Source organism: Arthrobacter methylotrophus (genome assembly GCF_039539965.1).
GTDB lineage: Bacteria > Actinomycetota > Actinomycetes > Actinomycetales > Micrococcaceae > Arthrobacter > Arthrobacter methylotrophus.
Genome location: NZ_BAABED010000003.1, coordinates 22,501 through 37,163, shown reverse-complemented (window position 1 = coordinate 37,163; position 14,663 = coordinate 22,501).

Below are 14,663 nucleotides of genomic sequence, written 5' to 3'. Positions count from 1 at the left end.
TTTTTTTTTTTTTTTTTTTTTTTTTTTTTTTTTTTTTTTTTTTTTTTTTTTTTTTTTTTTTTTTTTTTTTTTTTTTTTTTTTTTTTTTTTTTTTTTTTTTTTTTTTTTTTTTTTTTTTTTTTTTTTTTTTTTTTTTTTTTTTTTTTTTTTTTTTTTTTTTTTTTTTTTTTTTTTTTTTTTTTTTTTTTTTTTTTTTTTTTTTTTTTTTTTTTTTTTTTTTTTTTTTTTTTTTTTTTTTTTTTTTTTTTTTTTTTTTTTTTTTTTTTTTTTTTTTTTTTTTTTTTTTTTTTTTTTTTTTTTTTTTTTTTTTTTTTTTTTTTTTTTTTTTTTTTTTTTTTTTTTTTTTTTTTTTTTTTTTTTTTTTTTTTTTTTTTTTTTTTTTTTTTTTTTTTTTTTTTTTTTTTTTTTTTTTTTTTTTTTTTTTTTTTTTTTTTTTTTTTTTTTTTTTTTTTTTTTTTTTTTTTTTTTTTTTTTTTTTTTTTTTTTTTTTTTTTTTTTTTTTTTTTTTTTTTTTTTTTTTTTTTTTTTTTTTTTTTTTTTTTTTTTTTTTTTTTTTTTTTTTTTTTTTTTTTTTTTTTTTTTTTTTTTTTTTTTTTTTTTTTTTTTTTTTTTTTTTTTTTTTTTTTTTTTTTTTTTTTTTTTTTTTTTTTTTTTTTTTTTTTTTTTTTTTTTTTTTTTTTTTTTTTTTTTTTTTTTTTTTTTTTTTTTTTTTTTTTTTTTTTTTTTTTTTTTTTTTTTTTTTTTTTTTTTTTTTTTTTTTTTTTTTTTTTTTTTTTTTTTTTTTTTTTTTTTTTTTTTTTTTTTTTTTTTTTTTTTTTTTTTTTTTTTTTTTTTTTTTTTTTTTTTTTTTTTTTTTTTTTTTTTTTTTTTTTTTTTTTTTTTTTTTTTTTTTTTTTTTTTTTTTTTTTTTTTTTTTTTTTTTTTTTTTTTTTTTTTTTTTTTTTTTTTTTTTTTTTTTTTTTTTTTTTTTTTTTTTTTTTTTTTTTTTTTTTTTTTTTTTTTTTTTTTTTTTTTTTTTTTTTTTTTTTTTTTTTTTTTTTTTTTTTTTTTTTTTTTTTTTTTTTTTTTTTTTTTTTTTTTTTTTTTTTTTTTTTTTTTTTTTTTTTTTTTTTTTTTTTTTTTTTTTTTTTTTTTTTTTTTTTTTTTTTTTTTTTTTTTTTTTTTTTTTTTTTTTTTTTTTTTTTTTTTTTTTTTTTTTTTTTTTTTTTTTTTTTTTTTTTTTTTTTTTTTTTTTTTTTTTTTTTTTTTTTTTTTTTTTTTTTTTTTTTTTTTTTTTTTTTTTTTTTTTTTTTTTTTTTTTTTTTTTTTTTTTTTTTTTTTTTTTTTTTTTTTTTTTTTTTTTTTTTTTTTTTTTTTTTTTTTTTTTTTTTTTTTTTTTTTTTTTTTTTTTTTTTTTTTTTTTTTTTTTTTTTTTTTTTTTTTTTTTTTTTTTTTTTTTTTTTTTTTTTTTTTTTTTTTTTTTTTTTTTTTTTTTTTTTTTTTTTTTTTTTTTTTTTTTTTTTTTTTTTTTTTTTTTTTTTTTTTTTTTTTTTTTTTTTTTTTTTTTTTTTTTTTTTTTTTTTTTTTTTTTTTTTTTTTTTTTTTTTTTTTTTTTTTTTTTTTTTTTTTTTTTTTTTTTTTTTTTTTTTTTTTTTTTTTTTTTTTTTTTTTTTTTTTTTTTTTTTTTTTTTTTTTTTTTTTTTTTTTTTTTTTTTTTTTTTTTTTTTTTTTTTTTTTTTTTTTTTTTTTTTTTTTTTTTTTTTTTTTTTTTTTTTTTTTTTTTTTTTTTTTTTTTTTTTTTTTTTTTTTTTTTTTTTTTTTTTTTTTTTTTTTTTTTTTTTTTTTTTTTTTTTTTTTTTTTTTTTTTTTTTTTTTTTTTTTTTTTTTTTTTTTTTTTTTTTTTTTTTTTTTTTTTTTTTTTTTTTTTTTTTTTTTTTTTTTTTTTTTTTTTTTTTTTTTTTTTTTTTTTTTTTTTTTTTTTTTTTTTTTTTTTTTTTTTTTTTTTTTTTTTTTTTTTTTTTTTTTTTTTTTTTTTTTTTTTTTTTTTTTTTTTTTTTTTTTTTTTTTTTTTTTTTTTTTTTTTTTTTTTTTTTTTTTTTTTTTTTTTTTTTTTTTTTTTTTTTTTTTTTTTTTTTTTTTTTTTTTTTTTTTTTTTTTTTTTTTTTTTTTTTTTTTTTTTTTTTTTTTTTTTTTTTTTTTTTTTTTTTTTTTTTTTTTTTTTTTTTTTTTTTTTTTTTTTTTTTTTTTTTTTTTTTTTTTTTTTTTTTTTTTTTTTTTTTTTTTTTTTTTTTTTTTTTTTTTTTTTTTTTTTTTTTTTTTTTTTTTTTTTTTTTTTTTTTTTTTTTTTTTTTTTTTTTTTTTTTTTTTTTTTTTTTTTTTTTTTTTTTTTTTTTTTTTTTTTTTTTTTTTTTTTTTTTTTTTTTTTTTTTTTTTTTTTTTTTTTTTTTTTTTTTTTTTTTTTTTTTTTTTTTTTTTTTTTTTTTTTTTTTTTTTTTTTTTTTTTTTTTTTTTTTTTTTTTTTTTTTTTTTTTTTTTTTTTTTTTTTTTTTTTTTTTTTTTTTTTTTTTTTTTTTTTTTTTTTTTTTTTTTTTTTTTTTTTTTTTTTTTTTTTTTTTTTTTTTTTTTTTTTTTTTTTTTTTTTTTTTTTTTTTTTTTTTTTTTTTTTTTTTTTTTTTTTTTTTTTTTTTTTTTTTTTTTTTTTTTTTTTTTTTTTTTTTTTTTTTTTTTTTTTTTTTTTTTTTTTTTTTTTTTTTTTTTTTTTTTTTTTTTTTTTTTTTTTTTTTTTTTTTTTTTTTTTTTTTTTTTTTTTTTTTTTTTTTTTTTTTTTTTTTTTTTTTTTTTTTTTTTTTTTTTTTTTTTTTTTTTTTTTTTTTTTTTTTTTTTTTTTTTTTTTTTTTTTTTTTTTTTTTTTTTTTTTTTTTTTTTTTTTTTTTTTTTTTTTTTTTTTTTTTTTTTTTTTTTTTTTTTTTTTTTTTTTTTTTTTTTTTTTTTTTTTTTTTTTTTTTTTTTTTTTTTTTTTTTTTTTTTTTTTTTTTTTTTTTTTTTTTTTTTTTTTTTTTTTTTTTTTTTTTTTTTTTTTTTTTTTTTTTTTTTTTTTTTTTTTTTTTTTTTTTTTTTTTTTTTTTTTTTTTTTTTTTTTTTTTTTTTTTTTTTTTTTTTTTTTTTTTTTTTTTTTTTTTTTTTTTTTTTTTTTTTTTTTTTTTTTTTTTTTTTTTTTTTTTTTTTTTTTTTTTTTTTTTTTTTTTTTTTTTTTTTTTTTTTTTTTTTTTTTTTTTTTTTTTTTTTTTTTTTTTTTTTTTTTTTTTTTTTTTTTTTTTTTTTTTTTTTTTTTTTTTTTTTTTTTTTTTTTTTTTTTTTTTTTTTTTTTTTTTTTTTTTTTTTTTTTTTTTTTTTTTTTTTTTTTTTTTTTTTTTTTTTTTTTTTTTTTTTTTTTTTTTTTTTTTTTTTTTTTTTTTTTTTTTTTTTTTTTTTTTTTTTTTTTTTTTTTTTTTTTTTTTTTTTTTTTTTTTTTTTTTTTTTTTTTTTTTTTTTTTTTTTTTTTTTTTTTTTTTTTTTTTTTTTTTTTTTTTTTTTTTTTTTTTTTTTTTTTTTTTTTTTTTTTTTTTTTTTTTTTTTTTTTTTTTTTTTTTTTTTTTTTTTTTTTTTTTTTTTTTTTTTTTTTTTTTTTTTTTTTTTTTTTTTTTTTTTTTTTTTTTTTTTTTTTTTTTTTTTTTTTTTTTTTTTTTTTTTTTTTTTTTTTTTTTTTTTTTTTTTTTTTTTTTTTTTTTTTTTTTTTTTTTTTTTTTTTTTTTTTTTTTTTTTTTTTTTTTTTTTTTTTTTTTTTTTTTTTTTTTTTTTTTTTTTTTTTTTTTTTTTTTTTTTTTTTTTTTTTTTTTTTTTTTTTTTTTTTTTTTTTTTTTTTTTTTTTTTTTTTTTTTTTTTTTTTTTTTTTTTTTTTTTTTTTTTTTTTTTTTTTTTTTTTTTTTTTTTTTTTTTTTTTTTTTTTTTTTTTTTTTTTTTTTTTTTTTTTTTTTTTTTTTTTTTTTTTTTTTTTTTTTTTTTTTTTTTTTTTTTTTTTTTTTTTTTTTTTTTTTTTTTTTTTTTTTTTTTTTTTTTTTTTTTTTTTTTTTTTTTTTTTTTTTTTTTTTTTTTTTTTTTTTTTTTTTTTTTTTTTTTTTTTTTTTTTTTTTTTTTTTTTTTTTTTTTTTTTTTTTTTTTTTTTTTTTTTTTTTTTTTTTTTTTTTTTTTTTTTTTTTTTTTTTTTTTTTTTTTTTTTTTTTTTTTTTTTTTTTTTTTTTTTTTTTTTTTTTTTTTTTTTTTTTTTTTTTTTTTTTTTTTTTTTTTTTTTTTTTTTTTTTTTTTTTTTTTTTTTTTTTTTTTTTTTTTTTTTTTTTTTTTTTTTTTTTTTTTTTTTTTTTTTTTTTTTTTTTTTTTTTTTTTTTTTTTTTTTTTTTTTTTTTTTTTTTTTTTTTTTTTTTTTTTTTTTTTTTTTTTTTTTTTTTTTTTTTTTTTTTTTTTTTTTTTTTTTTTTTTTTTTTTTTTTTTTTTTTTTTTTTTTTTTTTTTTTTTTTTTTTTTTTTTTTTTTTTTTTTTTTTTTTTTTTTTTTTTTTTTTTTTTTTTTTTTTTTTTTTTTTTTTTTTTTTTTTTTTTTTTTTTTTTTTTTTTTTTTTTTTTTTTTTTTTTTTTTTTTTTTTTTTTTTTTTTTTTTTTTTTTTTTTTTTTTTTTTTTTTTTTTTTTTTTTTTTTTTTTTTTTTTTTTTTTTTTTTTTTTTTTTTTTTTTTTTTTTTTTTTTTTTTTTTTTTTTTTTTTTTTTTTTTTTTTTTTTTTTTTTTTTTTTTTTTTTTTTTTTTTTTTTTTTTTTTTTTTTTTTTTTTTTTTTTTTTTTTTTTTTTTTTTTTTTTTTTTTTTTTTTTTTTTTTTTTTTTTTTTTTTTTTTTTTTTTTTTTTTTTTTTTTTTTTTTTTTTTTTTTTTTTTTTTTTTTTTTTTTTTTTTTTTTTTTTTTTTTTTTTTTTTTTTTTTTTTTTTTTTTTTTTTTTTTTTTTTTTTTTTTTTTTTTTTTTTTTTTTTTTTTTTTTTTTTTTTTTTTTTTTTTTTTTTTTTTTTTTTTTTTTTTTTTTTTTTTTTTTTTTTTTTTTTTTTTTTTTTTTTTTTTTTTTTTTTTTTTTTTTTTTTTTTTTTTTTTTTTTTTTTTTTTTTTTTTTTTTTTTTTTTTTTTTTTTTTTTTTTTTTTTTTTTTTTTTTTTTTTTTTTTTTTTTTTTTTTTTTTTTTTTTTTTTTTTTTTTTTTTTTTTTTTTTTTTTTTTTTTTTTTTTTTTTTTTTTTTTTTTTTTTTTTTTTTTTTTTTTTTTTTTTTTTTTTTTTTTTTTTTTTTTTTTTTTTTTTTTTTTTTTTTTTTTTTTTTTTTTTTTTTTTTTTTTTTTTTTTTTTTTTTTTTTTTTTTTTTTTTTTTTTTTTTTTTTTTTTTTTTTTTTTTTTTTTTTTTTTTTTTTTTTTTTTTTTTTTTTTTTTTTTTTTTTTTTTTTTTTTTTTTTTTTTTTTTTTTTTTTTTTTTTTTTTTTTTTTTTTTTTTTTTTTTTTTTTTTTTTTTTTTTTTTTTTTTTTTTTTTTTTTTTTTTTTTTTTTTTTTTTTTTTTTTTTTTTTTTTTTTTTTTTTTTTTTTTTTTTTTTTTTTTTTTTTTTTTTTTTTTTTTTTTTTTTTTTTTTTTTTTTTTTTTTTTTTTTTTTTTTTTTTTTTTTTTTTTTTTTTTTTTTTTTTTTTTTTTTTTTTTTTTTTTTTTTTTTTTTTTTTTTTTTTTTTTTTTTTTTTTTTTTTTTTTTTTTTTTTTTTTTTTTTTTTTTTTTTTTTTTTTTTTTTTTTTTTTTTTTTTTTTTTTTTTTTTTTTTTTTTTTTTTTTTTTTTTTTTTTTTTTTTTTTTTTTTTTTTTTTTTTTTTTTTTTTTTTTTTTTTTTTTTTTTTTTTTTTTTTTTTTTTTTTTTTTTTTTTTTTTTTTTTTTTTTTTTTTTTTTTTTTTTTTTTTTTTTTTTTTTTTTTTTTTTTTTTTTTTTTTTTTTTTTTTTTTTTTTTTTTTTTTTTTTTTTTTTTTTTTTTTTTTTTTTTTTTTTTTTTTTTTTTTTTTTTTTTTTTTTTTTTTTTTTTTTTTTTTTTTTTTTTTTTTTTTTTTTTTTTTTTTTTTTTTTTTTTTTTTTTTTTTTTTTTTTTTTTTTTTTTTTTTTTTTTTTTTTTTTTTTTTTTTTTTTTTTTTTTTTTTTTTTTTTTTTTTTTTTTTTTTTTTTTTTTTTTTTTTTTTTTTTTTTTTTTTTTTTTTTTTTTTTTTTTTTTTTTTTTTTTTTTTTTTATTTTTTTTTTTTTTTTTTTTTTTTTTTTTTTTTTTTTTTTTTTTTTTTTTTTTTTTTTTTTTTTTTTTTTTTTTTTTTTTTTTTTTTTTTTTTTTTTTTTTTTTTTTTTTTTTTTTTTTTTTTTTTTTTTTTTTTTTTTTTTTTTTTTTTTTTTTTTTTTTTTTTTTTTTTTTTTTTTTTTTTTTTTTTTTTTTTTTTTTTTTTTTTTTTTTTTTTTTTTTTTTTTTTTTTTTTTTTTTTTTTTTTTTTTTTTTTTTTTTTTTTTTTTTTTTTTTTTTTTTTTTTTTTTTTTTTTTTTTTTTTTTTTTTTTTTTTTTTTTTTTTTTTTTTTTTTTTTTTTTTTTTTTTTTTTTTTTTTTTTTTTTTTTTTTTTTTTTTTTTTTTTTTTTTTTTTTTTTTTTTTTTTTTTTTTTTTTTTTTTTTTTTTTTTTTTTTTTTTTTTTTTTTTTTTTTTTTTTTTTTTTTTTTTTTTTTTTTTTTTTTTTTTTTTTTTTTTTTTTTTTTTTTTTTTTTTTTTTTTTTTTTTTTTTTTTTTTTTTTTTTTTTTTTTTTTTTTTTTTTTTTTTTTTTTTTTTTTTTTTTTTTTTTTTTTTTTTTTTTTTTTTTTTTTTTTTTTTTTTTTTTTTTTTTTTTTTTTTTTTTTTTTTTTTTTTTTTTTTTTTTTTTTTTTTTTTTTTTTTTTTTTTTTTTTTTTTTTTTTTTTTTTTTTTTTTTTTTTTTTTTTTTTTTTTTTTTTTTTTTTTTTTTTTTTTTTTTTTTTTTTTTTTTTTTTTTTTTTTTTTTTTTTTTTTTTTTTTTTTTTTTTTTTTTTTTTTTTTTTTTTTTTTTTTTTTTTTTTTTTTTTTTTTTTTTTTTTTTTTTTTTTTTTTTTTTTTTTTTTTTTTTTTTTTTTTTTTTTTTTTTTTTTTTTTTTTTTTTTTTTTTTTTTTTTTTTTTTTTTTTTTTTTTTTTTTTTTTTTTTTTTTTTTTTTTTTTTTTTTTTTTTTTTTTTTTTTTTTTTTTTTTTTTTTTTTTTTTTTTTTTTTTTTTTTTTTTTTTTTTTTTTTTTTTTTTTTTTTTTTTTTTTTTTTTTTTTTTTTTTTTTTTTTTTTTTTTTTTTTTTTTTTTTTTTTTTTTTTTTTTTTTTTTTTTTTTTTTTTTTTTTTTTTTTTTTTTTTTTTTTTTTTTTTTTTTTTTTTTTTTTTTTTTTTTTTTTTTTTTTTTTTTTTTTTTTTTTTTTTTTTTTTTTTTTTTTTTTTTTTTTTTTTTTTTTTTTTTTTTTTTTTTTTTTTTTTTTTTTTTTTTTTTTTTTTTTTTTTTTTTTTTTTTTTTTTTTTTTTTTTTTTTTTTTTTTTTTTTTTTTTTTTTTTTTTTTTTTTTTTTTTTTTTTTTTTTTTTTGTTTTTTTTTTTTTTTTTTTTTTTTTTTTTTTTTTTTTTTTTTTTTTTTTTTTTTTTTTTTTTTTTTTTTTTTTTTTTTTTTTTTTTTTTTTTTTTTTTTTTTTTTTTTTTTTTTTTTTTTTTTTTTTTTTTTTTTTTTTTTTTTTTTTTTTTTTTTTTTTTTTTTTTTTTTTTTTTTTTTTTTTTTTTTTTTTTTTTTTTTTTTTTTTTTTTTTTTTTTTTTTTTTTTTTTTTTTTTTTTTTTTTTTTTTTTTTTTTTTTTTTTTTTTTTTTTTTTTTTTTTTTTTTTTTTTTTTTTTTTTTTTTTTTTTTTTTTTTTTTTTTTTTTTTTTTTTTTTTTTTTTTTTTTTTTTTTTTTTTTTTTTTTTTTTTTTTTTTTTTTTTTTTTTTTTTTTTTTTTTTTTTTTTTTTTTTTTTTTTTTTTTTTTTTTTTTTTTTTTTTTTTTTTTTTTTTTTTTTTTTTTTTTTTTTTTTTTTTTTTTTTTTTTTTTTTTTTTTTTTTTTTTTTTTTTTTTTTTTTTTTTTTTTTTTTTTTTTTTTTTTTTTTTTTTTTTTTTTTTTTTTTTTTTTTTTTTTTTTTTTTTTTTTTTTTTTTTTTTTTTTTTTTTTTTTTTTTTTTTTTTTTTTTTTTTTTTTTTTTTTTTTTTTTTTTTTTTTTTTTTTTTTTTTTTTTTTTTTTTTTTTTTTTTTTTTTTTTTTTTTTTTTTTTTTTTTTTTTTTTTTTTTTTTTTTTTTTTTTTTTTTTTTTTTTTTTTTTTTTTTTTTTTTTTTTTTTTTTTTTTTTTTTTTTTTTTTTTTTTTTTTTTTTTTTTTTTTTTTGTTTTTTTTTTTTTTTTTTTTTTTTTTTTTTTTTTTTTTTTTTTTTTTTTTTTTTTTTTTTTTTTTTTTTTTTTTTTTTTTTTTTTTTTTTTTTTTTTTTTTTTTTTTTTTTTTTTTTTTTTTTTTTTTTTTTTTTTTTTTTTTTTTTTTTTTTTTTTTTTTTTTTTTTTTTTTTTTTTTTTTTTTTTTTTTTTTTTTTTTTTTTTTTTTTTTTTTTTTTTTTTTTTTTTTTTTTTTTTTTTTTTTTTTTTTTTTTTTTTTTTTTTTTTTTTTTTTTTTTTTTTTTTTTTTTTTTTTTTTTTTTTTTTTTTTTTTTTTTTTTTTTTTTTTTTTTTTTTTTTTTTTTTTTTTTTTTTTTTTTTTTTTTTTTTTTTTTTTTTTTTTTTTTTTTTTTTTTTTTTTTTTTTTTTTTTTTTTTTTTTTTTTTTTTTTTTTTTTTTTTTTTTTTTTTTTTTTTTTTTTTTTTTTTTTTTTTTTTTTTTTTTTTTTTTTTTTTTTTTTTTTTTTTTTTTTTTTTTTTTTTTTTTTTTTTTTTTTTTTTATTTTTTTTTTTTTTTTTTTTTTTTTTTTTTTTTTTTTTTTTTTTTTTTTTTTTTTTTTTTTTTTTTTTTTTTTTTTTTTTTTTTTTTTTTTTTTTTTTTTTTTTTTTTTTTTTTTTTTTTTTTTTTTTTTTTTTTTTTTTTTTTTTTTTTTTTTTTTTTTTTTTTTTTTTTTTTTTTTTTTTTTTTTTTTTTTTTTTTTTTTTTTTTTTTTTTTTTTTTTTTTTTTTTTTTTTTTTTTTTTTTTTTTTTTTTTTTTTTTTTTTTTTTTTTTTTTTTTTTTTTTTTTTTTTTTTTTTTTTTTTTTTTTTTTTTTTTTTTTTTTTTTTTTTTTTTTTTTTTTTTTTTTTTTTTTTTTTTTTTTTTTTTTTTTTTTTTTTTTTTTTTTTTTTTTTTTTTTTTTTTTTTTTTTTTTTTTTTTTTTTTTTTTTTTTTTTTTTTTTTTTTTTTTTTTTTTTTTTTTTTTTTTTTTTTTTTTTTTTTTTTTTTTTTTTTTTTTTTTTTTTTTTTTTTTTTTTTTTTTTTTTTTTTTTTTTTTTTTTTTTTTTTTTTTTTTTTTTTTTTTTTTTTTTTTTTTTTTTTTTTTTTTTTTTTTTTTTTTTTTTTTTTTTTTTTTTTTTTTTTTTTTTTTTTTTTTTTTTTTTTTTTTTTTTTTTTTTTTTTTTTTTTTTTTTTTTTTTTTTTTTTTTTTTTTTTTTTTTTTTTTTTTTTTTTTTTTTTTTTTTTTTTTTTTTTTTTTTTTTTTTTTTTTTTTTTTTTTTTTTTTTTTTTTTTTTTTTTTTTTTTTTTTTTTTTTTTTTTTTTTTTTTTTTTTTTTTTTTTTTTTTTTTTTTTTTTTTTATTTTTTTTTTTTTTTTTTTTTTTTTTTTTTTTTTTTTTTTTTTTTTTTTTTTTTTTTTTTTTTTTTTTTTTTTTTTTTTTTTTTTTTTTTTTTTTTTTTTTTTTTTTTTTTTTTTTTTTTTTTTTTTTTTTTTTTTTTTTTTTTTTTTTTTTTTTTTTTTTTTTTTTTTTTTTTTTTTTTTTTTTTTTTTTTTTTTTTTTTTTTTTTTTTTTTTTTTTTTTTTTTTTTTTTTTTTTTTTTTTTTTTTTTTTTTTTTTTTTTTTTTTTTTTTTTTTTTTTTTTTTTTTTTTTTTTTTTTTTTTTTTTTTTTTTTTTTTTTTTTTTTTTTTTTTTTTTTTTTTTTTTTTTTTTTTTTTTTTTTTTTTTTTTTTTTTTTTTTTTTTTTTTTTTTTTTTTTTTTTTTTTTTTTTTTTTTTTTTTTTTTTTTTTTTTTTTTTTTTTTTTTTTTTTTTTTTTTTTTTTTTTTTTTTTTTTTTTTTTTTTTTTTTTTTTTTTTTTTTTTTTTTTTTTTTTTTTTTTTTTTTTTTTTTTTTTTTTTTTTTTTTTTTTTTTTTTTTTTTTTTTTTTTTTTTTTTTTTTTTTTTTTTTTTTTTTTTTTTTTTTTTTTTTTTTTTTTTTTTTTTTTTTTTTTTTTTTTTTTTTTTTTTTTTTTTTTTTTTTTTTTTTTTTTTTTTTTTTTTTTTTTTTTTTTTTTTTTTTTTTTTTTTTTTTTTTTTTTTTTTTTTTTTTTTTTTTTTTTTTTTTTTTTTTTTTTTTTTTTTTTTTTTTTTTTTTTTTTTTTTTTTTTTTTTTTTTTTTTTTTTTTTTTTTTTTTTTTTTTTTTTTTTTTTTTTTTTTTTTTTTTTTTTTTTTTTTTTTTTTTTTTTTTTTTTTTTTTTTTTTTTTTTTTTTTTTTTTTTTTTTTTTTTTTTTTTTTTTTTTTTTTTTTTTTTTTTTTTTTTTTTTTTTTTTTTTTTTTTTTTTTTTTTTTTTTTTTTTTTTTTTTTTTTTTTTTTTTTTTTTTTTTTTTTTTTTTTTTTTTTTTTTTTTTTTTTTTTTTTTTTTTTTTTTTTTTTTTTTTTTTTTTTTTTTTTTTTTTTTTTTTTTTTTTTTTTTTTTTTTTTTTTTTTTTTTTTTTTTTTTTTTTTTTTTTTTTTTTTTTTTTTTTTTTTTTTTTTTTTTTTTTTTTTTTTTTTTTTTTTTTTTTTTTTTTTTTTTTTTTTTTTTTTTTTTTTTTTTTTTTTTTTTTTTTTTTTTTTTTTTTTTTTTTTTTTTTTTTTTTTTTTTTTTTTTTTTTTTTTTTTTTTTTTTTTTTTTTTTTTTTTTTTTTTTTTTTTTTTTTTTTTTTTTTTTTTTTTTTTTTTTTTTTTTTTTTTTTTTTTTTTTTTTTTTTTTTTTTTTTTTTTTTTTTTTTTTTTTTTTTTTTTTTTTTTTTTTTTTTTTTTTTTTTTTTTTTTTTTTTTTTTTTTTTTTTTTTTTTTTTTTTTTTTTTTTTTTTTTTTTTTTTTTTTTTTTTTTTTTTTTTTTTTTTTTTTTTTTTTTTTTTTTTTTTTTTTTTTTTTTTTTTTTTTTTTTTTTTTTTTTTTTTTTTTTTTTTTTTTTTTTTTTTTTTTTTTTTTTTTTTTTTTTTTTTTTTTTTTTTTTTTTTTTTTTTTTTTTTTTTTTTTTTTTTTTTTTTTTTTTTTTTTTTTTTTTTTTTTTTTTTTTTTTTTTTTTTTTTTTTTTTTTTTTTTTTTTTTTTTTTTTTTTTTTTTTTTTTTTTTTTTTTTTTTTTTTTTTTTTTTTTTTTTTTTTTTTTTTTTTTTTTTTTTTTTTTTTTTTTTTTTTTTTTTTTTTTTTTTTTTTTTTTTTTTTTTTTTTTTTTTTTTTTTTTTTTTTTTTTTTTTTTTTTTTTTTTTTTTTTTTTTTTTTTTTTTTTTTTTTTTTTTTTTTTTTTTTTTTTTTTTTTTTTTTTTTTTTTTTTTTTTTTTTTTTTTTTTTTTTTTTTTTTTTTTTTTTTTTTTTTTTTTTTTTTTTTTTTTTTTTTTTTTTTTTTTTTTTTTTTTTTTTTTTTTTTTTTTTTTTTTTTTTTTTTTTTTTTTTTTTTTTTTTTTTTTTTTTTTTTTTTTTTTTTTTTTTTTTTTTTTTTTTTTTTTTTTTTTTTTTTTTTTTTTTTTTTTTTTTTTTTTTTTTTTTTTTTTTTTTTTTTTTTTTTTTTTTTTTTTTTTTTTTTTTTTTTTTTTTTTTTTTTTTTTTTTTTTTTTTTTTTTTTTTTTTTTTTTTTTTTTTTTTTTTTTTTTTTTTTTTTTTTTTTTTTTTTTTTTTTTTTTTTTTTTTTTTTTTTTTTTTTTTTTTTTTTTTTTTTTTTTTTTTTTTTTTTTTTTTTTTTTTTTTTTTTTTTTTTTTTTTTTTTTTTTTTTTTTTTTTTTTTTTTTTTTTTTTTTTTTTGTTTTTTTTTTTTTTTTTTTTTTTTTTTTTTTTTTTTTTTTTTTTTTTTTTTTTTTTTTTTTTTTTTTTTTTTTTTTTTTTTTTTTTTTTTTTTTTTTTTTTTTTTTTTTTTTTTTTTTTTTTTTTTTTTTTTTTTTTTTTTTTTTTTTTTTTTTTTTTTTTTTTTTTTTTTTTTTTTTTTTTTTTTTTTTTTTTTTTTTTTTTTTTTTTTTTTTTTTTTTTTTTTTTTTTTTTTTTTTTTTTTTTTTTTTTTTTTTTTTTTTTTTTTTTTTTTTTTTTTTTTTTTTTTTTTTTTTTTTTTTTTTTTTTTTTTTTTTTTTTTTTTTTTTTTTTTTTTTTTTTTTTTTTTTTTTTTTTTTTTTTTTTTTTTTTTTTTTTTTTTTTTTTTTTTTTTTTTTTTTTTTTTTTTTTTTTTTTTTTTTTTTTTTTTTTTTTTTTTTTTTTTTTTTTTTTTTTTTTTTTTTTTTTTTTTTTTTTTTTTTTTTTTTTTTTTTTTTTTTTTTTTTTTTTTTTTTTTTTTTTTTTTTTTTTTTTTTTTTTTTTTTTTTTTTTTTTTTTTTTTTTTTTTTTTTTTTTTTTTTTTTTTTTTTTTTTTTTTTTTTTTTTTTTTTTTTTTTTTTTTTTTTTTTTTTTTTTTTTTTTTTTTTTTTTTTTTTTTTTTTTTTTTTTTTTTTTTTTTTTTTTTTTTTTTTTTTTTTTTTTTTTTTTTTTTTTTTTTTTTTTTTTTTTTTTTTTTTTTTTTTTTTTTTTTTTTTTTTTTTTTTTTTTTTTTTTTTTTTTTTTTTTTTTTTTTTTTTTTTTTTTTTTTTTTTTTTTTTTTTTTTTTTTTTTTTTTTTTTTTTTTTTTTTTTTTTTTTTTTTTTTTTTTTTTTTTTTTTTTTTTTTTTTTTTTTTTTTTTTTTTTTTTTTTTTTTTTTTTTTTTTTTTTTTTTTTTTTTTTTTTTTTTTTTTTTTTTTTTTTTTTTTTTTTTTTTTTGTTTTTTTTTTTTTTTTTTTTTTTTTTTTTTTTTTTTTTTTTTTTTTTTTTTTTTTTTTTTTTTTTTTTTTTTTTTTTTTTTTTTTTTTTTTTTTTTTTTTTTTTTTTTTTTTTTTTTTTTTTTTTTTTTTTTTTTTTTTTTTTTTTTTTTTTTTTTTTTTTTTTTTTTTTTTTTTTTTTTTTTTTTTTTTTTTTTTTTTTTTTTTTTTTTTTTTTTTTTTTTTTTTTTTTTTTTTTTTTTTTTTTTTTTTTTTTTTTTTTTTTTTTTTTTTTTTTTTTTTTTTTTTTTTTTTTTTTTTTTTTTTTTTTTTTTTTTTTTTTTTTTTTTTTTTTTTTTTTTTTTTTTTTTTTTTTTTTTTTTTTTTTTTTTTTTTTTTTTTTTTTTTTTTTTTTTTTTTTTTTTTTTTTTTTTTTTTTTTTTTTTTTTTTTTTTTTTTTTTTTTTTTTTTTTTTTTTTTTTTTTTTTTTTTTTTTTTTTTTTTTTTTTTTTTTTTTTTTTTTTTTTTTTTTTTTTTTTTTTTTTTTTTTTTTTTTTTTTTTTTTTTTTTTTTTTTTTTTTTTTTTTTTTTTTTTTTTTTTTTTTTTTTTTTTTTTTTTTTTTTTTTTTTTTTTTTTTTTTTTTTTTTTTTTTTTTTTTTTTTTTTTTTTTTTTTTTTTTTTTTTTTTTTTTTTTTTTTTTTTTTTTTTTTTTTTTTTTTTTTTTTTTTTTTTTTTTTTTTTTTTTTTTTTTTTTTTTTTTTTTTTTTTTTTTTTTTTTTTTTTTTTTTTTTTTTTTTTTTTTTTTTTTTTTTTTTTTTTTTTTTTTTTTTTTTTTTTTTTTTTTTTTTTTTTTTTTTTTTTTTTTTTTTTTTTTTTTTTTTTTTTTTTTTTTTTTTTTTTTTTTTTTTTTTTTTTTTTTTTTTTTTTTTTTTTTTTTTTTTTTTTTTTTTTTTTTTTTTTTTTTTTTTTTTTTTTTTTTTTTTTTTTTTTTTTTTTTTTTTTTTTTTTTTTTTTTTTTTTTTTTTTTTTTTTTTTTTTTTTTTTTTTTTTTTTTTTTTTTTTTTTTTTTTTTTTTTTTTTTTTTTTTTTTTTTTTTTTTTTTTTTTTTTTTTTTTTTTTTTTTTTTTTTTTTTTTTTTTTTTTTTTTTTTTTTTTTTTTTTTTTTTTTTTTTTTTTTTTTTTTTTTTTTTTTTTTTTTTTTTTTTTTTTTTTTTTTTTTTTTTTTTTTTTTTTTTTTTTTTTTTTTTTTTTTTTTTTTTTTTTTTTTTTTTTTTTTTTTTTTTTTTTTTTTTTTTTTTTTTTTTTTTTTTTTTTTTTTTTTTTTTTTTTTTTTTTTTTTTTTTTTTTTTTTTTTTTTTTTTTTTTTTTTTTTTTTTTTTTTTTTTTTTTTTTTTTTTTTTTTTTTTTTTTTTTTTTTTTTTTTTTTTT